The sequence below is a fragment of the Amycolatopsis sp. NPDC003731 genome (assembly GCF_053586895.1).
This window is the reverse complement of record NZ_JBSFNC010000006.1, coordinates 42,354-66,131: the sequence shown is the minus strand read 5'-3', so window position 1 is coordinate 66,131 and position 23,778 is coordinate 42,354. Positions and strand designations below refer to the sequence as shown.

Genomic DNA, 23,778 nt, shown 5'->3' with positions numbered 1-23,778 from the left:
TTTCGGGTGGTCCTCGTTCGGTCGGCTACCTCGCCAACGCTACTTGCCGGCCGAGGCGGACGCCGGTGAGTCGCCGGATTCCGTCACCAGCCCTCCGGCGGCTCCACGAAGGCTTTGCCGAGATCCCGTGTGAGCGAGAGGGCACGGCGCATCCATTCCGGTGTCGCGCCGGCGAGGCCGCAGGCGGGCGTGGGTACGGCTCGTTCGGCGAGGACGCTGCGGTTGAATCCGAGCCGGTCGGCCAGCCGGAACGCCGGCTCGCCGACGTCCTTCAGACTCGGAGAGGCCCCGGACGCCGTGGCCGGCACAGCGCCGAGGAACAGCGTGGCTCCGCCGTCCCACACTTCGCCGATCTCGTCGAGGAACGCGGCAGAGGCACCGTCGAGCGCGGCGAGGTCGAAGGCCAGGGCGTCCGCGCCGGCTTCTCGCAGCAGACCGAGGGGCGGTTTCGCGGCGCAGCAGTGCAGGATCACCGGGCGCTCGGTGATCCGCCGGGCGCCGTCGATGACCGTGGTGAGCAGCTGACGAGCCTCGGGCGCCGGCACCGCGGCGACGTTCCCGTATCCGGACGGCGTCGACAGGCTGCCGGCCAGCACCGCGGGCAACGACGGTTCGTCGAACTGGACCACCACCGGCGCGCCGGTCCTGGCCTGCACTTCCGCGACGTGCTCGGCGAGGCCGTCCAGCAGGGACGACGTGAAGTCGCGCAAGGCCCCGCGGTCGGTGAGCACCCGATGCCCCCGGGGCAGCTCGATTCCGGCTCCGAGCGTCCAGGGTCCGGCCACCTGGACCTTGAAGACCGGCGGCGTGACACCGGCCTTCTCGCGCGCTTCTTGCACGGCGTCGAGATCCCAGCGAAGCAGATCGACGGCCCGGCGATGCTCGTGCCCAGGCCGGGACGCAACGCGGTAGCCACTCGGCACCACGTCGACGGCCAGGTCGACGAGCAGCGCGGCGGTCCGGCCGAGCATGTCCGCGCCGACGCCGCGGACCGGCAGCTCGGGCAGGTGCGGGAAGTCGGGCAGTTCCCCGAACACGACCGCGGCCGCTTCGGCGGGATCGGTGCCCGGCATCGAGCCGATCGCCGTCGCGGCTCCGCTGGGCCAGATTCGCTCACTCACGACCACCGATTCTGGTCGATCTCCGCGGGCGAACACCGGCCGGGGCACCACGATGCGGACATTCACCGCATTTCCCTTGACCGGCACCATGAGTGCGCCCGCGGCGATAGGCTGACCGGCCATGACGAGTTCGCCACCGCAGCCGGGCTGGTACCCGGACGCGCGGGACCCCCGTCTGCACCGATGGTGGGACGGCCAGGCCTGGACCGCCGACACCCGGCCGGCTCATGCCTTCCCACCACCGAGCGATTCCGAGCCGATCGAGCTGGACATCGAGCGCGCCCACGACCCGACCCGGATCCAGAACCAGGTCAACCGCGCGACACGTGGCCGAGGCGGCACGCGCGCCGGGGGCGGGACCCTGTTCAGCGAGCCGGTGCTCGTGGTCAACCAGCGCGCCAAGCTGATCGAGATGGCCAACGAATTCGGCGTCTTCGACCAGCACGGCAACCAGCTCGGCGGGGTCGTCGAGGTGGGCCAGAGCACGCTGAAGAAGGCGATCCGGCTGCTGACCAACTACGACCAGTTCCTGACCCACAAGTTCGAGGTCCGCGACGCCAACCACAGCACCGTCCTCAAAGTCACGCGGCCGGCGAAGGTGTTCAAGTCCCGCTTCCTGGTCACCAGGGCCGACGAGACGCCGATCGGGGAGATCGTCCAGGAAAACGTCTTCGGCAAGATCCGGTTCGGCTTCATCGTCGACGGCCAGTCGGTCGGCGGGATCTTCGCCGAGAACTGGCGCGCCTGGAACTTCTCGATTCGCGACCACGCCGGCACCGAGGTCGCCCGGGTGACCAAGACCTGGGGCGGGTTCCTCAAAGCCGCTTTCACCACGGCGGACAACTACGTCGTGGAGATCCCCCACCCGCTGCCGGATCCGCTCGCCAGCATGGTGGTCGCCGCAGCCTTGACGATCGACACCGCCCTGAAGCAGGACACCGACTGAGCGAGTGACCGGCATCTCATCTCCTCCCGGTGGACAGCGGGCCCGGCACGGCTCAGGGTGAAGAAAGGCCGGGACGCCGCAGTCTCGCCGGGACGGAGGTCACCGTGGAACCGTTGCCGGAAAGCAGCGACAGGAACTGGACCGAGCCCGGGATCTACGAGGTCTCCTCCGGCGTCTACCGGATCCCGTTGCCGCTGCCCAACGACGCTCTGCGCGCGGTCAACGTCTACGCGGTCACTGACGGGGAGAAGCTGGTCCTGGTCGACTCCGGCTGGGCGTTGACCGTGGCGCGGCAACAGCTCGCCGACGCCCTGAGCGGGATCGGCGCACAACTCGCCGACGTCAGCGAGTTCCTCGTTACCCACGTGCACCGCGACCACTATTCGCAGGCAGTGGTCCTCCGTCGGGACTTCGGTTCGAAGATCGCCCTCGGCCAGGACGAAGAGCCATCGCTCAAGGCGTCCGGCAATCCCGACCGCCTGCCGATGGAAGCCCAGGTCGACCTGTTGTTCCAGGCCGGAGCCGGCGAAGTCGTGGAAGCGCTGGCCCGGCAGTTCGGCACGAATCGCCGACACACCGAAGCCGACCTCTGGGAGGCACCCGACGAATGGCTGACGCCAGGACCGAGGTCGATCCTGCCCGGGCGCGAATTCGACGTCGTCGCCACCCCGGGACACACGTCCGGACACGTCGTCTTCGTCGACGACACTGCCGACCTGTTGTTCTCCGGCGACCACGTGCTGCCGCACATCACGCCCTCGATCGGGTTCCAGCCGGTGCCGGCCGAGCTGCCGCTCAACGACTTCATCGACTCCCTTCGCCTGGTGCGAGCCATGCCGGACCGCCGCATGCTTCCCGCGCACGGCCCGGTGTCCGAGAGCGTGCACACTCGGGTCGACGAACTGCTGGAACACCACCGGCAGCGGCTCGAGACGATCGCCTCGCAGATTGTGGCCGGCGCGACCTGCGCGTACGAGGCCGCACACCGGATCGGCTGGACCCGCCGCAACCGCAAACTGTCCGAAATGGACTCCTTCAATCAGATGCTCGCGGTCTTGGAAACAGCAGCACACCTCGACCTTCTGGTGTCGCAGGGAAAGCTGAAGGCCCAGGTTGTCGACGGCGTTCGCCGTTACGCGCTGCCCTGAGAGGCGGTCAGCACTGCGAGTAGCCTCCCCGTTGCAGTTAGGCCCACCCTCAGGCCTCCTGCATACTGGGTAAAATGGAGGTCATCAGACGCGCCCGGGCAACGGATATCGAGGCGCTCGTGCGCCTGTTCGGGGCTCCGGGCGGACCATTGGCAGCCGCGCTCCGGGAACTCATGAACACTCCGCACGTCACGCTGGTCGTCGCCGAGGACGACAATGGCGTCGCCGGCGCTGCACAGCTGACGCTGCTCAGGGGCCTCGCCTGGGACGGCGCGCCCCGCGGTCTGCTCGAAGGCATCCGCGCGGCCCGACGCGGAGTGACCAGCGCACTCCTGACCTGGGGCATCGACGAAGCCCGTCGGCGCGGCTGCACGCGCATCCATCTCGACTCCGGACTGAACCGTGGCGACCTACGAGACTTCTACGCACGCTTCGGTTTCGAGTACAGCTACCAGGGATTCACCCGCGTCCTGTGATACTGGCTTCGTGGCCGACTACACCATCCGCAGGGCACAGCGTGAAGACATCGACGCCATCGTGCACATGCTGGCGGACGACCAACTCGGCGCCACCCGGGACGATCCCGGCGACCTCGAGCCATACCTGCGTGCCTTCGACGAGATCGACGCGGATCCCCATCAATTTTTGATGGTCGTCGCGTTCGACGACAAGCCGATCGGTACCTTGCAACTGACGATCATTCCAGGCCTCGCCCGGCGCGGCGCGCTCCGGGGCCAGATCGAGGCCGTCCGGATCCACGCCGACCATCGGGGCACCGGACTGGGAGCCGCTCTCGTCCGCTGGGCGATCGACGAATCGCGGCGGCGCGGGTGCGCCCTCGTGCAACTCACGTCGGACACGTCCAGAGCGGAAGCGCACCGGTTCTACGAGCGCCTCGGATTCCTCCCCAGCCACATCGGATTCAAGCTGAAGCTCTAGGCAGCGGCGGCTATCAGGCGCACAGCGGCTGCGCTTATCCACTTTGGACATTAGTACCCCCTCGGTCGCGACGCGGATGTCCATGCCTGCGCACGATCCCGAAGCAACAGCGATTCGTCAAGCGAATGGCACGAATGGACCGTTCGCTCCCTTTCGATGACTTTCCTTGCGAGCCGTCGTACCGTCGTGCTCATGACATCTTCACAACCGATCCGCAACCTCGTCCCTGCCCCCACCCAAAGCGCCGAAGGCGAACTTCCCTTCGTACTCCCCTTTGTGCTGCGATCGATTCGCGCCAACCCGAACACGTTGCAGCGCATGAAAGACGAGCAGGTCGTCGATCTGATCCGCGACACCGACGCAGAAATCTCGAAGCTGCAAGCACTTCAGTTGAGAGCGATCGCCGACCTGAGCGTGCGCCGGAGACGCGCGCCCAGCGCGTCATCCGAAGTCGCGTTGGCCTTGTCCATAACGGAACACCGCGCCAGCGCCATCGTTTCTGCGGCCAACGCGTTGATCGCGCGCCTTCCCCGCATGCTGAACCTGATGGACGACGGCCGGCTCGATCTCTATCGCGCCATGAAGGTCACCGACGCGACGGCATGGCTCTCCGGAGACCACGTACGCGTCGTCGACGAGACGCTCGAGGACCGTGTGCCGGGCCGGAATGCCACTCAGGTCCGCCGCGCCGCGGCCTACGCGGCCGCACAGGCCGACCCTGAGGGCGCAGCGCTTCGCAACGAGCGAAAGCTCGTCGAGCGGCGGCTCACCCTGCATCATCAGGACACCGGCGTGACCCATCTGTCGGTCAACAACGCACCGACCGAGAAGGCGACCGCCGCCTATGCCCGCGTCGACCAGGCCGCCCGTGCGTTGAAGACGCCGGACGAACCGCGAACGCTGGACCAGCTCCGCGCCGACGTGGCCATCGATCTGCTGCTCAGCGGTACCGGCGGCCCGAGTGAACGCACCGAGGTCTTCCTGCACATCGACCTGGCCACCTACCTCGGCCTCAACCAGACCCCGGCAGCGTTGTCCGGTCGCGGGCCCATCGCGGCCGCGCTGGCTCGCCAGATCATCGGCGGCCCTGGCACGACGCTGCGCCGGGTTCTCACCGACCCGCGAACCGGTCACGCGGCCGAACTGTCGCCGACGCGCTACCCGATCGATCAGAACGAGTTCATCCGGGTTCGCGACCAAGAGTGCCGGCACCCCGGATGTACCCGTCCCGCACAGAGTTGCGGGGTCAAAGCGACTCGCGCGAAGGGTGAGGCCGAAGGCGTTGCGGATCAGGCAGTCACCTTCTGCTCGCGGCACAGCAAGCTGACGGGACTGCCTGGCTGGGACTACGAAGTCACCCCAGACGGCACTGTGAACGTCGCTACACCGACCGGACAGGTCCAATCGACAACGCCGCCGTCGATGCACCCCGGCCGACGGTCGAACCGGCCGCGAAAGTGACTAAAGATCAGCGGGTGCTCGAAATCTTCGCACTGCCGAGGACGACGTCCCCACTGTCGGGATCGGGTCGGTAGAGAACGACGACCTGGCCCGGAGCGACTCCGCGCAGCGGCTCGCGCAAGTGCACGGTCATGGTGTCGTTGTCCACGTCGGCGACCGCATCGACGATGCCTCCATGGGCCCTGACCTGGACCACACATTCGGTGGGTTCGGTCAGCGGCCGACCACTGGGCCAGATCGCGCGGTCGGCCTCGATCACCTTGACGCCGAGCCCGGCCGCGGAGCCGACCCTTACGGAACCCGACACCGGTTCGAGCGACAGGACGTATCGAGGACGACCATCCGGCGCCGGAGCGTCGATGCCCAGGCCCTTGCGCTGGCCGACCGTGAAACCGTGCACCCCGGTGTGCCGGCCGAGCACCGCACCCGTTTCGGCGTCAACGAGCTCGCCGGGACGCTGTCCCAGCCGGTTCTCCAGGAACTTCTTGGTGTCGCCGTCCGGGATGAAGCAGATGTCGTGGCTATCCGGCTTATTGGCGACGGACAAGCCTCGCCGCTCCGCCTCAGCCCGTACGTCGGTCTTCCAAGAACCGCCCAAGGGAAACATGGCGTGGCTGAGCTGTTCCGGTGTGAGCGACGCGAGCACGTAGGACTGGTCCTTGCCACTGTCCGCACTACGACGCAACTCAGGCACACCGTCGACCACCGCGAGACGCGCGTAGTGGCCTGTCGCGACCGCATCGAATCCGAGCGCCATTGCCTTTTCGAGCAGTGCTTCGAACTTGATCTTCTCGTTGCAGGTGACGCAGGGGTTCGGGGTGCGTCCGGCGGCATACTCGCCGACGAAGGTTTCGACAACCTCTTCGGTGAAGCGCTCGGCGAAATCCCAGATGTAAAACGGAATTCCGAGGATGTCAGCGGCCCGGCGGGCGTCGTGCGAGTCCTCGATCGTGCAGCATCCGCGCGAGCCGGTCCGCAGAGTTCCCGGCTTGGCCGACAGAGCCAGGTGCACGCCGACCACGTCGTGCCCGGCGTCGACCGCGCGCGCCGCGGCAACCGCCGAGTCCACTCCTCCGCTCATCGCGGCCAAAACCCGCATTGCCTTACACCTCTTGCTTCTGGGTCTGCTTGCGCATTCCGGCAAGGCCGGCCTGCCGGGCGCGCATGACGACGCCACCGATCTCCGCAGCCACGGCCTCGACGTCCGCGGCGGTGGAAGTGTGGCCGAGAGAGAACCGGAGGGAACCGCGAGCCGCCGCCGGGTCGGCACCCATGGCGAGCAGAACGTGGCTCGGCTGGGCGACGCCAGCTGTGCACGCGGATCCTGTCGAGCATTCGATGCCTCTGGCGTCGAGCAGCATCAACAGGCTGTCGCCGGCGCACCCGGGGAAAGTGAAGTGGGCATGGCTGGGCAGCCTCTCGCCGTCTCCACCGTTGAGTACAGCATCGGGAACCTCGCGTTGGACAGACTCGACGAGCTCGTCCCGGAGTTCCTCGACGCGTTTCGCGTACTCGGCACGGGTCGCGACGCTGATTCGGACAGCAGCGGCAAATCCCACGATCGCCGGGACGTCCAGGGTGCCTGAGCGGACATTGCGCTCCTGGCCTCCGCCGTGCAGCAGGGGGGCGCAAGGCACGTCACGTCCGAGCAGAAGCGCTCCCACCCCGAACGGGCCACCGAGCTTGTGTCCGGTCAGAGTGAGAGCGGCGGCGCCACTGGCGGCGAAATCTACCGGAGCAGCCCCGACGGCCTGGACGGCGTCCGTGTGGAACGGGATGTCGAACTCGGCGCACACTGCCGCCAGCTCGGCGATCGGGTTAATCGTGCCGACCTCGTTGTTTGCCCACATCACGGTGGTCAACGCCACAGTCTCGGGATCCGCGGCGATGGCTGCGCGAAGAACGTCAGGCGACACGCGGCCCTGGCTGTCGATGTCCAGCAGAGTGATTTCAGCGCCGCTGTGGGCCTCGAGCCATTCCACGGTGTCGAGCACGGCGTGGTGCTCTGCAGCACCACACAGGATGCGGCTGCGCTGCTGCCGCTCGCTGCGGCGCGCCCAGTAGATGCCCTTGATCGCGAGGTTGTCGCTCTCGGTTCCCCCGCCGGTGAAGATCACCTCGGAGGGCCGAGCCCCCAGCGCCTCGGCGATGGTTTCGCGGGCTTCTTCGACCATCCGCCGGGCCCTGCGGCCCGAAGAGTGCAGCGCCGAGGCGTTGCCCACGGTGGACAGCGCCTCGGTCATCGCCGCTATGGCTTCGGGCAACATCGGAGTGGTTGCCGCATGGTCGAGATAGGTCATCGCTGTTCCAGGGTAGTCCGCTCCAGCGCGTGACGAAGTGCACCCTGGCTCTGGAAGTGGGCTGTCACACCTTTGACGGCCACCGCCCGGTCAGCCGGACACCTACCATCGCGAGTGCCACCAAGGCCACCGTGAGCAGGGCCATCGCCGGCGACGGGTCGAGAACCGAGCCAACCATCCCGAGCAGGACGCCACCCAGGCCGATGAGCAGCGCGGAGCCGACCCAGTCCGCGAGCTGCATCGCTGAAGTGTTGAATCCTCGCTCGCCTTCAGGCGAGTAACGGAGGAGAAGGACCGAAATCGCGGGCATCGCGATCCCCATGCCTGCGCCACCCACCGCGCAGGCCACGAATGCGGCCCACCCGGGGAACCACGGCTGCGAAACCAGGCCGAAGCAGACCAGGCCTGCCGCGACCAGCCAGAACCCGGTACGCAGCGAAGCCTCCCTCGACCAACCGAGGTAGCGGCCTTGGGCCGCCGACGCCGCTGACCAGCCCAAAGCCGTGATCGTCAGCGGCAGGCCGGCGAGGGCGGGGCTGTAACCGTGGACCGCGCTCATCGTCAGCGGGAGGTACGCCTCCATCCCGGCGTATGCCCCGGCGATAAGGGCTCGGGAAGCGATGACTGTCGGCAGGCCGGGGCGGGAAGTCAACGTCCCGGCCGGCAACAGGGTGCGGAGCGCGTAACCCAGTGCGATCAGCCCGACCGCGCCGTAGCCGAGCGCGACCAGCGACTGGTGCTGAGCCGCCCAGGTCAAGGCCGCGACGCCGAGCGCGGCGATGATCGCTTGTGCCACGCTCGCCCGTCGGCCGCCCTTGGCAGGTTCGTGCGCGGGCAAGCGCCGGACGACCACGGCCAGCATGAGCACGCCGATGGCCACGAGAGGCACTAAGCCGACGAAGACCCAGCGCCAGCCGATGCTGACCGTCACGACTCCGGCCACCGAAGGCCCGATGACCGCGGGCAGGACCCAGGCGGCCGCGTTCGCGGCGTAGATGACCGGGCGTTCGTGGTCGGTGAACGTCAGGGCGATCAGGAGCGAGACCGAGACGAGGAGCAGCCCCGAGCCGAAGCCCTGCAGCGCGCGGCCGAGGAGGAGCATCGGCATTCCGGTCGCCGTCCCCGCGACCACGAGACCGGCCGCGAAGAGCAACGGCCCGGCGAGCAGCGCCGGCGCCGGGCCGCGGCGGTCGCCGATCCGGCCCGACAGCACCGTCGCCACCACGCTGGAGATCAGGAAGATCGTGAACGGCCACGAATAGAGCGACAGCCCGTGGAGGTCGGCGACCAGGGTGGGCATCGCCGTCGCCACGCCCATGCTCTCGAACGCGACCAAAGTGACCACGAGCAGCAGCGCGATCGTGGTCAGCCGGTGTTCCGCACTCCAGAGCACACTGCGGCGACGGGGTGCGGAGTCGATCGTCGAGGCCATGATCAGCAGCGTGCAACCTCCAGTCCGCTGGAGGTCAAGGCGGCTCAGGCGGAGCGGTGCGCTACCGGCTCCAACGGCAGGTCGCGGGCCAGCGCGGCCGCTTCGCCGCGGGAGGTCACGTCCAGCTTGTCGAGGATGTTGCGGACGTGGAACTTCACCGTGTGCTCGCTGAGCTGCAGTTGTTCGGCGATCTGCCGGTTGCGCAGGCCCTGGGAGATGCCCGACAGGACCTCCAGTTCGCGCGGGTTGAGCCGGTCAAGTGGACGCAGCTCCGGCGGTTCGGCCACGCCGAGCGGGAGTACTGCGGTGACCGTCGTGCCCCAGGCCGGCACGGCGTCTACCTCCCAGTGGCCGCCCAGGGCCGTGAGCCGCTCGGTCAGGCCTCGGGGCGGGACTGCGTCGGCGACTTCGGGACAGTCGTCGCGGACGGTGATCCGCAACACCGGGCCGTCCACGCGCCAGGACGCCCTCAGGCGCGTGGTCGCGGGACGGTCCACGGCCGCGAGCACCAGGCCGCGGGTCAGGGTGCGTGCCGTGTGGGCGATGTCCTGCGGAAGGGACGCGTCGCCGATCGGGTCGACGAGGTCGACGTCGACCTCCGTGTGCCGGACCAGGTCGGCGAGCTGGGTCTTGAGGACGGCGAACGCCGCGTCTGTCTGTGCCGCGGACAGGGCCTGGTCGCGGTTGACGACGCCTTTGAGCTCGAGCAGGGCGTCGGCGGCGAGGTCGACCGCGGTGCGGCGGGCGACGGCGTCGGAGAGCCGGCCGGAGCGGAGGACCGACAGGAGTGTCACCAGGGTTGCCGCGTGCGTCTGGCCGAGGTCGGTGATCGCCTGGGCGCGTGCGGACGCCGCGGCGAGGCTGCTGGCCAGGACGTCCGGCTCCGGATCCGTCGCCCGCTGGCCCGCGTCGGTACTGACGATGTGCCAGAGCCGCGCCGCCAGCTCCAGTTCGGCGGATGGCGGCTCGGCGGCCTCCGGCACCACGGCGATCACCGCGCCCTGGCCGACCGCCGGTCTCGAAGCGAGCAGGACCAGACGGCGCTCGACGCCACCGAGGACGCCGTCGATCAGCAGGGCCTTGCCCGGCTCGCTGCGGTCGGCCAGCCGCTGCAGCTCGACGCTCGTCACGGCTTGAGTGATCGCTTCGTCGCCGATGGACTTGAGCGGGCTGCGGGGACAGTCGCCCGTCTGCATCGCCGCCGCGCGGTGCGGGATCAGCTTGCCCAGCTCGGCGGTGAACCGGCCGAGGAACTGGGGCCGCGGCGCCGACAGGAGGTGCTCGACGACGTCCAGCACGTGCCGCGGATCCGACCAGGAAGCGTCCATGACCCCAAGGTAGGCGCGATCGGGATCCGCCGACCTGCTCGTCCGGCTAGTGAACACTGCTCGTCCGGACGGTTCGGCGGCTCCGGCGGGCGAGTTGACTTCCAGGGGAGGACATTCGAACCGAAGGTCACGAACCAAGGAGCGAGACACCACCATGCGAGCGATCACCTTCTCCGCATACGGCGGACCGGAAGTCCTGCAGCTGTCCGACGTCCCGACGCCTCAGCCGGGCCCGGGGCAGGTTCGGCTGGCCGTGCGGGCCGCCGGGGTCAACCCGATCGACTGGAAGATCCGCAACGGCGCCATGCAGCAGAATTTCCAGGTCCCGTTCCCGCACATCCCGGGCCTCGAGGTCGCCGGCGTCGTCGACGCCGTCGGGGAGGGCGCGGACTTCGCCGTGGGCGACGAGGTGTTCGGCTGGTCGGAGACCGGCGCCTACGCCGAGTACGCCCTCGCGCAGACGATCGCGCCGAAGCCTGCGAGCCTTTCCTGGGCGGACGCCGCCGCGTTGCCCGTCGCCGGTGAGACCGCGCTTCGCGTCCTCGGGCTGCTCGGGGTCCGTGAGGGCGAGACGCTGCTGCTCCACGGCGCCAGCGGCACGGTCGGGCGGTTCGCCGCTCAGGTCGCCGTCGCGCAGGGGGTGATCGTCGTCGGGACCGGGGGAAGCCGAAGCCTCGACGACCTCAAGTCGCTGGGCGTCGTGCCCGTCCTCTACGGCGACGGCTGGGTGGAGCGGGTCCGTGAGGCGGTGTCCGGGCCGATCGACGCCGTTTTCGACGCGGCCGGGCACGGGGTGCTGCCGGGGTCCGTCGAGCTGCGGGGTGGCAAGGACCGGGTCGTCACCATCGCCGATGCCGCCGCGTTCGAGCTGGGGATCCCGTTCTCCAGCGGGGGCGAGCAGACCCGTGAGGTCCTCACCGGGATCGCCGGCTGGGTGACCGATCGCGGGGTCGGCATCGCGCAGGGCAGGAGCTATCCGCTGGCCGAGGCGGCCGCGGCGCAGGTCGAGAGCGAGGGCGGGCACCCTGGCGGAAAATTGACCATCGCCGTCGGCTGACCGGAGGGACCAATCCGGGCCTGTCGCCGGATCGCGGCGACAGGGCCCGGATCACTTCGCGGGAGGCGAAGCCAGTGGGGCCGCCTGGCGGCGCGGCGTCCGGCGGCGCTGCTGGACCGGGATCTGCACCGTGCCCAGCGCGGAATGGACCGCCGACTCGGCGAGGGCGGCCAGTTCGCGGCGGGTTTCCGCGCGGCCCGGGGCGATCTCCGGGCAGACGTGGATCTCGAGCACCAGACCCCGCAGGGCCGCGACCCGGCGCAGGGAAGCGATCAGCGACTCCGGTCCGATGAACGCCGGGCGGCTGGTCTCGCGGCCGTCGGCGAGGCGGTAGCGCAGCGCGATCGGGCGCACCGGGACACCGCCGTCGATGGCCGCCTGGAACGTCGCCGTCGTGAAGCGGCCCGAGGCCAGGCCGCACCACGTCGTGCCTTCCGGGGTGACGCTGACCAGGGAACCCGTCCGGAGGGCGTCGGCCAGTGCTGCCATCGTGGCGGGCAGCGTCGTCAGCCGTTCGCGGTCGAGGAAGATGCTGCCGCCTCGGCGGACGAGGCCGCCGAGCACCGGCCAGCTCGCGATCTCCTTCTTGGCCAGCGCGCGCATCGGCCGCAGGGCGTTGATCGCGACGATGTCCAGCCACGAGATGTGGTTGTTGACCACCAGCGCACCACGGCCGGCAGGCGCGGTCAGGAAGTCGGCGCTCCCTCGGATGTCCAGCCGGACGCCGAACGCTCGCAGCATGCCGCGGAAGATCAGCCGGAGCAGGCGCTGACGGCCCGGGGCGACCAGCAGCAGGGGCGCGGACACCAGCGCCGCGACGACGACCGAGATCGCCGCCGCAAAGCGCAGGATCCGTCGGGGGAGGCCGACCGCCGGGTCGTCGGTGGTCAGGCAGCCGTCGCCGCACGGCGAGGCCGGCATCCAGGCGTGGCTCATCCCTGGGTCCCGAGGAAGAATTTGAGGTACCGCTCGTCGACGTTGTGCAGGTCCAGGAGGACGAAGAAGTCGGCGACGCCGAAGTCGGTGTCGAGCGCGGGCGGGCCGCAGACCTTGGCGCCCAGGCGGACGTAGCCCTTGATCAGCGGCGGCAGCGTCGGACGCGCCGGGCGTTCGATGCCCGAGGCGTCCCACGGGATCAGCGGCGTGACGCGCGTGCCCTCGTCCGAGTAGTGCTTGGCGCGCAGGACGTCCCACACGCCGGCCGCGAAGGAGCCGTCGTCCACCAGCGGGACGGACGCACAGCCGGCGAGGTAGCGGTGGCCGGACAGGAGCATGTAGCGGGCGATCCCGGCCCAGACCAGGCTGACGACGGCGCCGCTGCGGTGGTCCGGGTGCACGCACGACCGGCCGGTTTCGACCAGCGACAGGCGGAGGCCCTCGATCGCCGTCAGGTCGAATTCGCTGTCGGCGTAGAGCTTCCCGGCCTGGGCGGCGCGCTCCGGCGGCAGCATGCGGTAGCAGCCGACGATGTCGCCCGTGTTGTCGTCGCGGACGACGAGGTGGTCGCAGAATTCGTCGAACTCGTCGACGTCGAGACCGGGCCGCGGGGAGTTGAGGCGCGCACCCATTTCCTCGGCGAAAACCCGGTGCCGCAGTTTCTGGGCCGCGACCACTTCGTCGTTCGCGTGCGCGACGAGAAGCGAGTACCGGGGGGCGTCGGCGGGGAGCTCGGCACCCGCCTGATCAGTGCTGACGAGGAGCTGTGACGTCGTCATGGTCAAGGTGTACCTGCGCGTTGGAAGCCGCGGAGAGTGCCATCCGATGACCGATTAGTGCATGTTCGGTGAATGGCGGGTTCTCAGGCTTCTCTCAGGTCCCGAAAACGCGCGAGGGGCCTCCCGGGATGTCCCGGAAGGCCCCTGCGAGCTGGGGAATCAGCCCTTGCGCTTCTCGACCGCCTCGGTCAGCTGCGGCGCGACGTTGAACAGGTCGCCGACGATGCCGAAGTCGGCGATCTCGAAGATCGGCGCCTCCGGGTCCTTGTTGACGGCGATGATCGTCTTCGACGTCTGCATGCCGGCGCGGTGCTGGATCGCGCCGGAGATGCCGAGCGCGATGTACAGCTGCGGCGACACGGTCTTGCCGGTCTGGCCGACCTGGAACTGCGCCGGGTAGTAGCCCGAGTCGACAGCGGCACGCGAAGCGCCGACAGCCGCGCCGAGCGAGTCGGCCAGCTTCTCGACGACGTCGAACTTCTCCGCCGAGCCGACGCCGCGGCCACCGGAGACCACGATCGAGGCCTCGGTCAGCTCCGGGCGGTCGCCGCCGGTGACCGGCTCGACGCCCGTGATGCGAGTCGCCTTGGCCGCGTCGACCGCGGGGAGCTCGACGGTCTCCTCGGCCGCCGCACCCTCGGCCGGCTCGGCTTCGACCGCGCCCGGGCGGATCGACACGACCGGCGCGCCCTTGGCGGACTTGGACTTGACCGAGAACGCACCACCGAAGATGGACTGGTCGATGACGCCGTCGCCGTTGACGCCCACGGCGTCGTAGATCAGGCCGGAGCCCAGGCGCACGGCCAGGCGGGCGGCGACCTCCTTGCCCTCACCGCTGGCGGTGACGAGCACGGCGGCCGGGGACGCCTGCTGCGCGAGCGCGGCGAGCACGTCGACCTTGGGCGTGACCAGGTAGTTCGCGGCGTCGTCGCCTTCCGCGACATAGACCTTGGCGGCGCCGTGCGACGCCAGCGCCTGCTTCGCCTTGGCGGCGGTCCCGGTCGGGCCGACGACGACGGCCGACGGCTCACCGAGCGCGCGGGCGGCGGTCAGCAGCTCGAGCGTGACCTTCTTGACCTCACCGTCGACGTGGTCGACGAGGACGAGTACTTCAGCCATGTTCTTGTTCCTCCTCGAAGAGCCGTTGTCAGATGAGCTTCTGGCCGACCAGGTACTCGGCGACCTTGGTGCCGCCGTCACCCTCGTCCTCGACCTTTTCGCCGGCGGTGCGCGGCGGCTTCGGCGACGACTCGGTCACCGTGGACCACGCGTTGGCGAGACCGACCTCGCCCGCGTCGACGCCCAGGTCGGCGATGGTGAACGTCTCGACCGGCTTCTTCTTCGCGGCCATGATGCCCTTGAAGGACGGGTAGCGCGGCTCGTTGATCTTCTCGCCGACGCTCACGATCGCGGGCAGGCTCGCCTCGAGGTGGGTCAGGCCGTCCTCGGTCTCGCGGGTGGCCTTGAGCGTCGAGCCGTCGACGGTCAGCTCACGCACGTAGGTGACCTGCGGCAGGCCCAGCAGTTCGGCGAGGATCGCCGGGATGGCGCCACCGCGGCCGTCGGACGACTCGTTGCCGGCGATGACCAGGTCGAAGCCCTCGACCTTGCCGATCGCGGCGGCGAGCACCTTGGCGGTGGCGATCGCGTCGGAGCCGTGCAGCGCCGCGTCGGAGACGTGGATGGCCTTGTCGGCGCCCATGGACAGCGCCTTGCGGATGGCGTCGGTCGCGCGGTCGGGGCCCACCGAGATCACGGTGACCTCGCCCTCGCCGACTTCCTTGATCTTCAGCGCCTCTTCGACGGCCTTCTCGTTGATCTCGTCGAGCACGGCGTCGGCGGATTCGCGGTCAAGGGTGTGGTCGGACCCGTTGAGCTTCCGCTCCGAGTAGGTGTCCGGTACCTGCTTGACCAGGACGACGATGTTGGTCATGGGTCTGCTTCGACCTCCCGGTTCGTGGCCCGCGGTCGACCACGGGACAGTGCTCTACTGGCCGGTAGATTAGGGCCAATCGGCGCGCAGGACCCGTCGAGGTGACGCCATTCACCTGGATGCGCAATCTATTGGGACCATCGTCCCGGTAGTCGACCGGTTACCCCACCCGAACTGCCGTTCGTCCGATCGGACCAACCACGGCCTACTGGCGGTGGGTGTCAGGCATTAACCTCCCCCACCATGCCCGCGCGCATCGCCGTCATCACCGACTCGAGCTCCTGCCTGCCCGACCTCGTCGCTTCCCGCTGGGCCATCGGCGTCGTCCAGATCCAGCTGAGCCTGGGTAGTCACTACGACGACGAAAACCGCTTCGACCGCGGCGAAGTGATCGACGCCATGAGAGCCGGGCAGGTGATCACCACGGCGCCCCCGGACCCGGGGGCGTTCTTCTGGACCTACCAGGAAGCGGCCGCCGCCGGCGCGACCGCGATCGTCAGCGTCCACATCTCCGGCAGCATGTCCGACACCGTCCGCGCGGCCCGGGAGGCCGCCCAGCAGGTCCGCATCCCGGTGCACGTCCTGGACAGCCGGACCACCGGCATGAGCCTCGGCTTCGCCGCCGTGTCCGCCGCGCGGGCGGCCGCGGCCGGCGGGGACGCCGGCCGGGTCATCGAGGCCGCCGAACGCCGGTGCGCGACGAGCACCGAGTTCATCTACGTCGACACCCTCGAGTACCTCCGCCGCGGCGGCCGGATCGGCGCCGCGCAGGCCATGCTCGGCAGTGCGTTTTCGATCAAACCGCTGCTCACGGTCAAGGACGGCGAGGTCGCGCCGCTCGCCCGCGTCCCCGGCACTCGGCGCGCTCTGGCCAAGATGGTCGATCTCGCCGTGAAGAAGTCCGGCGGGTTCCGCGCCGACATCGCCGTGACCCGGTTCGGCGCCAGCGACCACGAACTGGAGATCGGCCGGCAGATCGAACGCCGAGTGCCCGCGATGGCCGAGAGCATGGTCGTCGAAGCGAGCACGGTCATCGGCGCGCACCTCGGCCCCGGCGCGCTCGGCATCACGGTGTCGCCGGTGGGCTGACCCGGCGTCCCGGAACCGCCAGCACCGCGAGCGGGACCACGACGCCCAGAGCGGTCGTCGTGATGATCAGCACCTGATCGATTTGCTCGAAATGCGACACGTGGCCGAGGTGGTAGAGGAAGTGCGGCAGGCCGAAAAGCAGCCCCGCCACGCCGACGAGCCGCGCGACCGCTGTGGTGCCGATCACGGCGGCCCCGATCAGCAGGGCCGCGAGGGCCAGGTTGAGGCCGCCGAAGTCGCGCAGGAGGTGCTCGTTGAACGGCCCGTCCATCGCCACCCAGCCAGCTCGGAAGCCGGGAAAGGCCTGGTAGAAGCCGGTGGGCGAGACCAGTGGCCAAATTCCGACCACGGCCTCGACCAGGCCGAAGAACACGAGCAGTACGCGGGTGATGGTCCGTTGCATGGCCACGGAACGAGAGAGCCGAGCCGGATGTGACACCCGCTAGGGTCGCGGAGGTGACCACCCCAGCCACCCGGGCCGAGGCGCTGCACCTGACCGGCGAACGGACCGTCCCCGGCATCGCCGAGGAGAATTACTGGTTCAGGCGCCACGAAGCCGCGTACGCCGCCCTGCTCCCCCACTGCGCGGACTCGACGGTGCTCGAAGCCGGCTGCGGTGAGGGCTACGGTGCGAGCCTCCTCGCGACCACGGCCCGCCGGGTGCTCGCGCTGGACTACGACGTCCCGACCACCGAACACGTCGCCCGCCGCTACCCCGAGGTCGCCGTCGCGCGGGCGAACCTGGCCTTCCTCCCGGTCCGGGACGGCGCGGTCGACGTCGTGGCGAACTTCCAGGTCATCGAGCACCTGTGGGACCAGGCCGGGTTCCTCGCCGAGTGCCGGCGGGTGTTGCCGGAAAGCGGCAAACTGCTGGTCACCACGCCGAACCGGTTGACCTTCACCCCGGACAGCGACACGCCGCTGAACCCGTTCCACACCCGCGAGCTCGCGCCGGCCGAGCTGGCCGGGCTGCTCACCGACGCCGGCTTCGACGTCGAGACCATGCACGGGCTGCACCACGGCGAGGCCGTGCGCGCGCTCGACGAGCGGTACGGCGGCTCGATCATCGACGCCCAGCTCGACGTGGTCATGGGCAAGCTCCCGGGGCAGGCCGAGTGGCCGGACGCGCTGCTCGCCGACGTCGCCGCGATTGAGGCCACCGGCTTCGACATCCACGGCGACGACCTCGACGCGAGCCTCGACCTGATCGCCGTGGCGGTGCGCCGATGAGCGAGGGCACCTTCTGCCTGGTCGTGCACAGCCACCTGCCGTGGCTGCCGCACCACGGGAGCTGGCCGGTCGGCGAGGAGTGGCTCTATCAGGCGTGGGCGCATTCCTACCTGCCGATGGTCGAGCTCCTGGAGCGCTTCGCCGAGGAAGGCCGCCGCGACGTGCTGACGCTCGGCGTGACGCCGGTGCTTGCCGCGCAGCTCGACGACCCCTACAGCATCCGCGCGTTCCACGACTGGCTCGGCCACTGGCAGCTGCGCGCCCAGCACGCGGCGACGCTGTGGCGCGGCGACCCGCTGTTGCGCGAGCTCGCCGCGGCCGAGCACCGGACCGCCGTCCGCGCGGCCGAAGAGCTCGGGACGCGGTGGCGGCACGGTTTCTCCCCGGTCCTGCGGTCCCTGGTCGACAATTCGACCATCGAGCTGCTCGGCGGGCCCCTCGCGCATCCGTTCCAGCCGCTGCTGGACCCGCGGGTGCGGGAGTTCGCGCTGAACGCCGGTCTCGCCGACACGGCCCTGCGACTGGGGACGCGGCCCGAGGGAATCTGGGCGCCCGAGTGTGGCTACGCGCCTGGTATGGAAAACGACTACGCCGCCGCCGGCGTGCGGCGGTTCCTGGTCGACGGCCCGTCGCTGCGCGGTGACACCTGGACCGCGCGGCCGGTCGGCGGCACCGACGTCCTCGCGTTCGGCCGGGACCTCGAGGTCACCTACCGCGTCTGGTCGCCGAAAGCCGGCTACCCCGGCCACGCCGCCTACCGCGACTTCCACACCTGGCAGCACGAGGTCGGCCTCAAGGCGGCGCGGGTCACCGGCAAGACGGTCGAGCCTCAGGACAAGGCGCCGTACGACCCGGCGCTCGCCGCGGACGTGCTGGGGACGCACGTCAAGGACTTCGTCGAGACGGTGGTGACGCGGCTGCGGTCGTTGAAGCGGCAACACGGGCGTGAGGCGCTCGTGGTCGCCGCGTACGACACGGAGCTGTTCGGGCACTGGTGGCACGAAGGCCCGGCCTGGCTGGAGGGCGTACTGCGCGCGCTCCCCGAGGCCGGGGTGCGGGTGACGACGCTGAAGGGCGCGATGGAAGCCGGCCACGTCGGCGAGCCGATCGACCTGCCCGCCTCGTCGTGGGGTTCCGGCAAGGACTGGCGTGTCTGGGACGGCGAGCAGGTCAAGGACATGGTCGCCGCCAACAGCGCGTTGCAGGAACGGCTGCTCGACCTCGTTGCCGGTTTGACGACCACGGCTCGCGACACCGTCGCCGACCAGGCCGTCGCCGAGGCGATGCTGGCGCTGGAAAGCGACTGGGCGTTCATGGTCACCAAGGACTCGGCCGCGGACTACGCCCGTCGCCGCGCGGCGGTCCACACCGAGCGGTTCGACGCACTGGCCGGGCTGCTGCGCCGCGGCGATCGCGCGCGGGCCGAGGAACTCGCCGCGGCCTACCGCGCCGACGACGGACCGTTCGGGCACCTCGACGCCCGGGCGCTGAAGCACGACTGAAAGGGACCTTCATGGGGATCCACGACATTCCGCTCAAGACCCTCGACGGGCGGGACAGCTCGCTGGGCGAGTTTGCCGGCAAGGCGCTGCTCGTGGTCAACGTCGCGTCGAAGTGCGGCCTGACCCCGCAGTACTCCGGTCTCGAGCGGCTGCAGGAACGCTTCGGCGAGCAGGGCTTCTCGGTCGTCGGGTTCCCGTGCAACCAGTTCGCCGGCCAGGAGCCGGGCAGCGCGGACGAGATCCAGACGTTCTGCTCGACGACCTACGGCGTCACGTTCCCGCTGTTCGAGAAGATCGACGTCAACGGCGAGGGCCGGCACCCGCTCTACGCCGAGCTGACCGAGACCGCGGACGCCGAGGGCACCGCGGGCGACGTCCAGTGGAACTTCGAAAAGTTCCTCGTCGGCGCCGACGGCGAAGTCCTGGCGCGGTTCCGGCCGCGCACCGAGCCCGAGGACGAGACGGTCGTCAAGGCCATCGAGGCCGCGCTGCCGGCCTGATACCACGGCGGGGGACGCCGTTCCCCCGCCGTCGCCGGAATTCACCGAATCGGCGGGCGGGCGGCCGCCGCCTCGGCACCGTCACGCATTTGCCGAAATCAGGACGAACCCGTTTCGATCACCGCCCGCACGCACTTCGCGACCACCACCGGATCCACCTTGACCACGCGACGGTCGTAGGTGAGCAGCCCGTTGACCTCGTTTTCGACATCCGTCGTCTGGGTGTAGACAGCGCCGGACAAGCCGCGCTCCGCGACCACCCGCTCGAGGGCGGCGCTCACCTCGGCGTAGCGCTCGGTGAGCCGCTCGCGGGTCGGCGTCATTTCGTACGCGTTCGGCGGGCCGGGCCAGCGGTGGTCGTCCAAAATCAGACCAAGGCCGCCGTACTCGCCGTCGACGATCGCGCGGCCGTCGCGCACCGACGGCGTACCCGGGCCCACGTACGTGTGGTCGTCGTAGACGTCGCCCGCGCCGCTGTCCGGCCGCGAGAAGCAGCAGTTGACGCCGCTGTTCGCGATCACCAGCCGGGTCGGGTCGAGGGTTTTGACCAATTCCGCGACACGCGCGGTGTCGAACTCGCCCCAGCCCTCGTTGAACGGGACCCAGCCCACGATCGACGGGACCGGGCGCAACTGCATCACCATTTCGGCGAGCTCCGCCTCGAATCGCTCGCGCGCCCGCGGGACCGGGTCCGGCGCGATCCCGGGCGGGCCGTCGAACGACACGGTCAGCGCGGGCATGTCCTGCCAGACGACCAAGCCCAGCGTGTCGGCCCAGAAGTACCAGCGGGCCGGCTCGACCTTGACGTGTTTGCGGACGAAGTTGAAGCCCAGCTCCTTCGTCTTCTCGAGGTCGAACCGCAGGGCGTCGTCGGTGGGCGCGGTCGAGATGCCGTCCGGCCAGTAGCCCTGGTCGAGCGGACCGTGCAGGAAAGTGACCCGGCCGTTGAGCGCAATCCGCGGGCGGCCCTGCGCGTCCGGGACCAGGCCGATTGTCCGCAGACCGGCGTAGCTGCCGACTTCGTCCGAAATCGAACCACGATCGTCGAGCAGCCGGACGCGCAGCGAATAAAGGTGCGGGTCGTCGGGGGTCCAGAGGCGTGGCGAAGGAACATCCACGCGCACTGGCGTCCCGGCCGGGCCCGAGGCCCGCGCGACCTCGACGTCGTTTGCCGAAATGACGACAACGACCTCGACACCGCCGGTGACCTGCGGGAACACCGTCACGCCGGTCAGGTCCGGGGTCAGGTCCAGCCGCTCGATCCGAACCTCGGGGACCGGCTCCAGCCACACCGTTTGCCAGATTCCGGACGACGGCGTGTAGCAAATTCCGCCAGGCGCGTTGCGCTGCTTGCCTACCGGGAAGGGCTCGATGTCGGTGCGGTCGTCGGCGCGGACGTTCAGCTCCTGCGGCCCCGAAGCGCGCAAGACGTCGGTGACGTCCGCGCTGAACGCCGTGTAGCCGCCCTCGTGGGTCGCGACGAGCTGGTTGTTGACCCAGACCTTCGCCGTCTGGTCGACCGCGCCGAAGTGCAGGAGGACGCGCGAGCCGTGCCAGCCGGCCGGGACTTCGAAGAGACGGCGGTACCAGAGGACTTCGTCGCGTCGTCGAATTCCGGACAACGCCGATTCCGGTGGGAACGGGACCAGGATCCGCTCGGCGTAACCGGATGGCCGTGGTTCGTCCGGCGACGACGGCCAGCCCGCGTACTCCCAGACGCCGTTCAGGTTGAGCCAGCGAGGCCGCGTCAGCTGGGGCCGCGGGTACTCGGGCAGGGCGTTGTCCGGAGCGACGTCGCCGCTCCACGGAGTCGGCAGGGGCGGGTCGAGCCGGCGCCAGCCAGCGTCCTCGGGAGGAGTCATCCCGGTCGATGATGACAGAGAACCTCACCCCGGCCAGTGATCGAGATCACATGTGAACACTTCGCGAGCACGGGCGCGCCGACGCCTTCTGACTCGCGAGTAACCTCTGCCCATGCGAGTGCTGATGCTGTCCTGGGAGTACCCGCCCGTGGCCATCGGGGGCCTGGCCCGGCACGTCCACGCGCTCGCCACCCACCTCGCCCGCCAGGGCCACGACGTCGTGGTGCTCTGCCGGCACGCCGCGGGCACCGACGCCGGGACGCACCCGCGCACCGACCGCGTCGTCGAGGGCGTGCGGATCATCCGGGTCGCCGAGGACCCGATGCACGTGACCTTCGAACGGGACCTCGTCGCCTGGACGCTGGCCATGGGACACGCCATGATCCGCGCGGCGCAGGACCTGCTGCGCACCTGGCAGCCCGACGTCGTCCACGCGCACGACTGGCTCGTCGCCCATCCGGCCATCGCGATCGCCGAGGCCGCGCGCGTACCGCTCGTCGGCACGATCCACGCGACCGAGGCCGGGCGGCACTCCGGCTGGCTGTCGCACCCGCTGAACCAGCAGGTTCACTCGGTCGAGTGGTGGCTGGCGAACCGGGCCGACGCGCTGATCACCTGCTCCCAGGCGATGCGCCGCGAGGTCGCGCACCTCTTCGAGGTCGAGGCGGACGACGTCACGGTGATCCACAACGGCATCGAGGAGCGCGGCTGGCAGGTGCCCGCGGACGAGATCGCGCGCGCCCGCGAGGTCTACAGCCCGGCCGGTGCGCCGCTGTTGCTCTATTTCGGACGACTCGAGTGGGAGAAGGGTGTGCAGGACCTGCTGGCCGCCCTCCCCCGCATCCGGCGCCGCCACCCGGGCACCCGCGTGGTCGTTGCCGGAAAAGGACGACACTTCGACGAGCTGGTCGAACAGTCGCGGAAGCTGCGGGTGCGGCGCGCGGTCGACTTCGTCGGGCACCTCTCCGACCGCGACCTCCGCGCGGCGCTCGCCGCCGCCGACGCCGTGGTGCTACCGAGCCGGTACGAGCCGTTCGGGATCGTCGCCTTGGAGGCCGCGGCCGCGAAGGCGCCGCTGGTGGCGTCGACGGCCGGCGGGCTCGGCGAGGTCGTCGTGCACGGCGAGACCGGGCTGGCGTTCAGTCCCGGCGATGTCGCGGAATTGGCCAACGCGGTGACGACGGTGCTTTCCGACGCCGAGGCCGCGGCCGAGCGGGCTCGGGCCGCGCAGTCCCGGCTGGCCGCCGACTTCGACTGGGGCCGGATCGCCGAAGCGACCGCCGAGGTCTACCGGCGGACGAAGCCGGGCGAACCGGTCGAGCTGCCCCGGCCCAAGATCGCCACCGGCAACGCCTTCGAGCCGGTTCCGGCCAAGATCCCGGAGGTCTAGGTCTTCACCGGGTTCCGGTCAGGAGCCGGACCCGGACGCGTTCCCGCAGTGGGCCGTGCGAGGCGACCGCCGCCCGGATGCGCTCGGTGAACTCCGGCCTCGCGTCGAGGCCGGGCAGCTGGTCAGGGCTCATTGCCGAAAAAACGCCACCGGCGATTTCCTCGACGCTCAGCGGCGCGGAGTACTCGACGACCGCCGAGCTCACGGCGTACCCGGCGGCCGTGAGGGCGTTCGCGTACCGCTCCTGGCTCGCGTCGTCCGTGCCACAGGTCCGGTGCAGCGAGGTGCGAGGTAGGCGGAGAGGACGTCCCGGAGCGCGGCCGACCACGCCGTGTCCTGCAGCCACAGCGGCTCGCCGTTGGTCACCACCGCGAGCCCGCCGCCGGAACGCAGTAGCGGACAGACCGCCGCGAACAGCCGCTCGTGGTCCATCCAGTGCAACGCCTGCGCCACCGTCACCGCGGCCAGGCGCCCCGGCCCGAGGGCGGGGGGCAGCGCGGCGACGTCGGAGTCCGCGCCGAGCAGCCAGGCGACGTTCGGCTCCGCCGTCGCCCGCCGGGCCTAAGCCAGCATCGCCGGCTCCGGGTCCATGCCCAGCACCGCCCCGACGCGGGGCGCCAGGGCCCGGGTCAGCTGGCCGGTGCCGCAGCCGAGGTCGAGGACGATGTCGTCGCGAGTCAGCGCGAACGCCGTGGCCAGCTCGTCCGCGACCTCGGGCGGGTAGCCGCGGCGGAACCGCTGGTAGAACTCGCTCACTTCGCCGCCGAACGCCGATGTCGTCACTTTTCCGACCATGCCCGTCGACCTGCCCGGCCGCGGCCGCTT

24 protein-coding genes are annotated in these 23,778 nt (G+C 70.1%); 11 read left to right on the top strand and 13 right to left on the bottom strand.

The window, feature by feature from the left end; translation table 11 throughout:
* Positions 1–83: 83 nt before the first annotated feature.
* Positions 84–1,121, bottom strand: a complete 1,038-nt coding sequence (locus ACWDN5_RS04365; protein WP_449674408.1) for a methionine synthase — start codon at positions 1,119–1,121, stop codon at positions 84–86.
* A 121-nt stretch (positions 1,122–1,242) separates the two neighbouring features.
* Here ACWDN5_RS04365 and ACWDN5_RS04360 point away from each other — a divergent pair, with 121 nt between their 5' ends.
* From ACWDN5_RS04360 to ACWDN5_RS04340, 5 genes are all read left to right on the top strand, one after another.
* Positions 1,243–2,067 carry a phospholipid scramblase-related protein gene (locus ACWDN5_RS04360; RefSeq protein WP_449674407.1) on the top strand — a complete coding sequence of 275 codons (825 nt, stop codon included), beginning with the start codon at positions 1,243–1,245 and terminating at the stop codon, positions 2,065–2,067.
* A 104-nt stretch (positions 2,068–2,171) separates the two neighbouring features.
* A complete protein-coding gene (locus ACWDN5_RS04355; RefSeq protein WP_449674405.1) occupies positions 2,172–3,215 on the top strand; it encodes an MBL fold metallo-hydrolase in 1,044 nt (347 codons plus the stop codon).
* 74 nt (positions 3,216–3,289) lie between these two features.
* Positions 3,290–3,691: a GNAT family N-acetyltransferase gene (locus tag ACWDN5_RS04350; protein ID WP_310974698.1), complete on the top strand. Its 402-nt coding sequence runs from the start codon at positions 3,290–3,292 to the stop codon at positions 3,689–3,691.
* Positions 3,692–3,701: 10 nt separating this feature from the next.
* Positions 3,702–4,154, top strand: coding sequence for an N-acetyltransferase family protein (locus ACWDN5_RS04345; RefSeq protein WP_449674403.1), 453 nt, complete (start codon positions 3,702–3,704; stop codon positions 4,152–4,154).
* Between the two features lie 192 nt (positions 4,155–4,346).
* Positions 4,347–5,615 carry a DUF222 domain-containing protein gene (locus tag ACWDN5_RS04340; RefSeq protein ID WP_449674401.1) on the top strand — a complete coding sequence of 423 codons (1,269 nt, stop codon included), beginning with the start codon at positions 4,347–4,349 and terminating at the stop codon, positions 5,613–5,615.
* A gap of 7 nt (positions 5,616–5,622) precedes the next feature.
* Here ACWDN5_RS04340 and mnmA read toward each other — a convergent pair whose 3' ends face one another.
* From mnmA to ACWDN5_RS04320, 4 genes are all read right to left on the bottom strand, one after another.
* Positions 5,623–6,714 carry a tRNA 2-thiouridine(34) synthase MnmA gene (gene mnmA / locus ACWDN5_RS04335; RefSeq protein ID WP_449674399.1) on the bottom strand — a complete coding sequence of 364 codons (1,092 nt, stop codon included), beginning with the start codon at positions 6,712–6,714 and terminating at the stop codon, positions 5,623–5,625.
* A gap of 4 nt (positions 6,715–6,718) precedes the next feature.
* Positions 6,719–7,915, bottom strand: a complete 1,197-nt coding sequence (locus ACWDN5_RS04330) for a cysteine desulfurase family protein (protein ID WP_449674397.1) — start codon at positions 7,913–7,915, stop codon at positions 6,719–6,721.
* Positions 7,916–7,979: 64 nt separating this feature from the next.
* Positions 7,980–9,347: an MFS transporter gene (locus tag ACWDN5_RS04325; protein ID WP_449674395.1), complete on the bottom strand. Its 1,368-nt coding sequence runs from the start codon at positions 9,345–9,347 to the stop codon at positions 7,980–7,982.
* A gap of 44 nt (positions 9,348–9,391) precedes the next feature.
* On the bottom strand, positions 9,392–10,675 hold the full coding sequence (locus tag ACWDN5_RS04320) for a helix-turn-helix transcriptional regulator (protein WP_449674393.1): 1,284 nt from the start codon (positions 10,673–10,675) through the stop codon (positions 9,392–9,394).
* 154 nt (positions 10,676–10,829) lie between these two features.
* Between ACWDN5_RS04320 and ACWDN5_RS04315 the strand changes: the two genes are divergently transcribed.
* Entirely contained in the window at positions 10,830–11,732 is a 903-nt protein-coding gene (locus ACWDN5_RS04315; RefSeq protein ID WP_449674391.1) for an NADP-dependent oxidoreductase, read from the top strand.
* A 51-nt stretch (positions 11,733–11,783) separates the two neighbouring features.
* On the opposite strand, the gene ACWDN5_RS04310 is transcribed toward ACWDN5_RS04315, so the two are convergent.
* The 4 genes from ACWDN5_RS04310 to ACWDN5_RS04295 form a co-directional block, all read right to left on the bottom strand.
* Positions 11,784–12,668, bottom strand: a complete 885-nt coding sequence (locus tag ACWDN5_RS04310) for a lysophospholipid acyltransferase family protein (protein ID WP_449674390.1) — start codon at positions 12,666–12,668, stop codon at positions 11,784–11,786.
* A complete protein-coding gene (locus ACWDN5_RS04305; RefSeq protein ID WP_449674388.1) occupies positions 12,665–13,447 on the bottom strand; it encodes a GNAT family N-acetyltransferase in 783 nt (260 codons plus the stop codon). Before ACWDN5_RS04305 ends, ACWDN5_RS04310 begins: the two co-directional genes overlap by 4 nt.
* A 159-nt stretch (positions 13,448–13,606) precedes the next feature.
* A complete protein-coding gene (locus ACWDN5_RS04300) occupies positions 13,607–14,566 on the bottom strand; it encodes an electron transfer flavoprotein subunit alpha/FixB family protein (protein WP_086846599.1) in 960 nt (319 codons plus the stop codon).
* Between the two features lie 28 nt (positions 14,567–14,594).
* Positions 14,595–15,380 carry an electron transfer flavoprotein subunit beta/FixA family protein gene (locus tag ACWDN5_RS04295; RefSeq protein WP_449674386.1) on the bottom strand — a complete coding sequence of 262 codons (786 nt, stop codon included), beginning with the start codon at positions 15,378–15,380 and terminating at the stop codon, positions 14,595–14,597.
* A gap of 243 nt (positions 15,381–15,623) precedes the next feature.
* On the opposite strand from ACWDN5_RS04295, the gene ACWDN5_RS04290 reads away from it, so the two are divergent.
* On the top strand, positions 15,624–16,469 hold the full coding sequence (locus tag ACWDN5_RS04290; protein WP_310974709.1) for a DegV family protein: 846 nt from the start codon (positions 15,624–15,626) through the stop codon (positions 16,467–16,469).
* On the opposite strand, the gene ACWDN5_RS04285 is transcribed toward ACWDN5_RS04290, so the two are convergent.
* Positions 16,447–16,872: a hypothetical protein gene (locus tag ACWDN5_RS04285; RefSeq protein ID WP_449674384.1), complete on the bottom strand. Its 426-nt coding sequence runs from the start codon at positions 16,870–16,872 to the stop codon at positions 16,447–16,449. The genes ACWDN5_RS04290 and ACWDN5_RS04285 overlap by 23 nt on opposite strands.
* A 53-nt stretch (positions 16,873–16,925) precedes the next feature.
* Here ACWDN5_RS04285 and ACWDN5_RS04280 point away from each other — a divergent pair, with 53 nt between their 5' ends.
* From ACWDN5_RS04280 to ACWDN5_RS04270, 3 genes are read left to right on the top strand one after another with little or no spacing between them, the layout of a single operon-like run.
* Positions 16,926–17,699, top strand: a complete 774-nt coding sequence (locus ACWDN5_RS04280) for a methyltransferase domain-containing protein (protein ID WP_449674383.1) — start codon at positions 16,926–16,928, stop codon at positions 17,697–17,699.
* Positions 17,696–19,201: a 1,4-alpha-glucan branching protein domain-containing protein gene (locus ACWDN5_RS04275; RefSeq protein WP_449674381.1), complete on the top strand. Its 1,506-nt coding sequence runs from the start codon at positions 17,696–17,698 to the stop codon at positions 19,199–19,201. The genes ACWDN5_RS04280 and ACWDN5_RS04275 overlap by 4 nt, the downstream gene beginning before the upstream one ends.
* A gap of 11 nt (positions 19,202–19,212) precedes the next feature.
* Positions 19,213–19,701 carry a glutathione peroxidase gene (locus ACWDN5_RS04270; RefSeq protein ID WP_310974713.1) on the top strand — a complete coding sequence of 163 codons (489 nt, stop codon included), beginning with the start codon at positions 19,213–19,215 and terminating at the stop codon, positions 19,699–19,701.
* 98 nt (positions 19,702–19,799) lie between these two features.
* Here the strand turns inward: ACWDN5_RS04270 and ACWDN5_RS04265 are convergent, their stop codons facing one another.
* Positions 19,800–21,563 (bottom strand): glycoside hydrolase family 2 protein, encoded by a 1,764-nt coding sequence (locus ACWDN5_RS04265; protein ID WP_449674379.1) that lies wholly within the window; start codon positions 21,561–21,563, stop codon positions 19,800–19,802.
* A 112-nt stretch (positions 21,564–21,675) separates the two neighbouring features.
* On the opposite strand from ACWDN5_RS04265, the gene ACWDN5_RS04260 reads away from it, so the two are divergent.
* Positions 21,676–22,953 (top strand): glycosyltransferase family 4 protein, encoded by a 1,278-nt coding sequence (locus ACWDN5_RS04260; RefSeq protein WP_449674377.1) that lies wholly within the window; start codon positions 21,676–21,678, stop codon positions 22,951–22,953.
* Positions 22,954–22,957: 4 nt separating this feature from the next.
* Here the strand turns inward: ACWDN5_RS04260 and ACWDN5_RS04255 are convergent, their stop codons facing one another.
* Together ACWDN5_RS04255 and ACWDN5_RS04250 are read right to left on the bottom strand one after the other, a co-directional pair.
* The gene (locus ACWDN5_RS04255; protein WP_449674375.1) at positions 22,958–23,299 is read right to left on the bottom strand and encodes a hypothetical protein; all 342 of its coding nucleotides are present in this window, start codon (positions 23,297–23,299) and stop codon (positions 22,958–22,960) included.
* 215 nt (positions 23,300–23,514) lie between these two features.
* Positions 23,515–23,736 (bottom strand): class I SAM-dependent methyltransferase, encoded by a 222-nt coding sequence (locus ACWDN5_RS04250; RefSeq protein ID WP_449674373.1) that lies wholly within the window; start codon positions 23,734–23,736, stop codon positions 23,515–23,517.
* Between the last annotated feature and the right edge of the window lie 42 nt (positions 23,737–23,778).

Coding starts and splice junctions, on each gene's coding strand:
- ACWDN5_RS04290 (WP_310974709.1), top strand. CDS start 15,624: ATGCCCGCGCGCATCGCCGTCATCACCGACTCGAGCTCCTGCCTGCCC.
- ACWDN5_RS04305 (WP_449674388.1), bottom strand. CDS start 13,447: ATGACGACGTCACAGCTCCTCGTCAGCACTGATCAGGCGGGTGCCGAG.
- ACWDN5_RS04295 (WP_449674386.1), bottom strand. CDS start 15,380: ATGACCAACATCGTCGTCCTGGTCAAGCAGGTACCGGACACCTACTCG.
- ACWDN5_RS04270 (WP_310974713.1), top strand. CDS start 19,213: ATGGGGATCCACGACATTCCGCTCAAGACCCTCGACGGGCGGGACAGC.
- ACWDN5_RS04325 (WP_449674395.1), bottom strand. CDS start 9,347: ATGGCCTCGACGATCGACTCCGCACCCCGTCGCCGCAGTGTGCTCTGG.
- ACWDN5_RS04285 (WP_449674384.1), bottom strand. CDS start 16,872: ATGCAACGGACCATCACCCGCGTACTGCTCGTGTTCTTCGGCCTGGTC.
- mnmA (WP_449674399.1), bottom strand. CDS start 6,714: ATGCGGGTTTTGGCCGCGATGAGCGGAGGAGTGGACTCGGCGGTTGCC.
- ACWDN5_RS04260 (WP_449674377.1), top strand. CDS start 21,676: ATGCGAGTGCTGATGCTGTCCTGGGAGTACCCGCCCGTGGCCATCGGG.
- ACWDN5_RS04330 (WP_449674397.1), bottom strand. CDS start 7,915: ATGACCTATCTCGACCATGCGGCAACCACTCCGATGTTGCCCGAAGCC.
- ACWDN5_RS04315 (WP_449674391.1), top strand. CDS start 10,830: ATGCGAGCGATCACCTTCTCCGCATACGGCGGACCGGAAGTCCTGCAG.
- ACWDN5_RS04265 (WP_449674379.1), bottom strand. CDS start 21,563: ATGACTCCTCCCGAGGACGCTGGCTGGCGCCGGCTCGACCCGCCCCTG.
- ACWDN5_RS04320 (WP_449674393.1), bottom strand. CDS start 10,675: ATGGACGCTTCCTGGTCGGATCCGCGGCACGTGCTGGACGTCGTCGAG.
- ACWDN5_RS04275 (WP_449674381.1), top strand. CDS start 17,696: ATGAGCGAGGGCACCTTCTGCCTGGTCGTGCACAGCCACCTGCCGTGG.
- ACWDN5_RS04340 (WP_449674401.1), top strand. CDS start 4,347: ATGACATCTTCACAACCGATCCGCAACCTCGTCCCTGCCCCCACCCAA.
- ACWDN5_RS04310 (WP_449674390.1), bottom strand. CDS start 12,668: ATGAGCCACGCCTGGATGCCGGCCTCGCCGTGCGGCGACGGCTGCCTG.
- ACWDN5_RS04300 (WP_086846599.1), bottom strand. CDS start 14,566: ATGGCTGAAGTACTCGTCCTCGTCGACCACGTCGACGGTGAGGTCAAG.
- ACWDN5_RS04360 (WP_449674407.1), top strand. CDS start 1,243: ATGACGAGTTCGCCACCGCAGCCGGGCTGGTACCCGGACGCGCGGGAC.
- ACWDN5_RS04350 (WP_310974698.1), top strand. CDS start 3,290: ATGGAGGTCATCAGACGCGCCCGGGCAACGGATATCGAGGCGCTCGTG.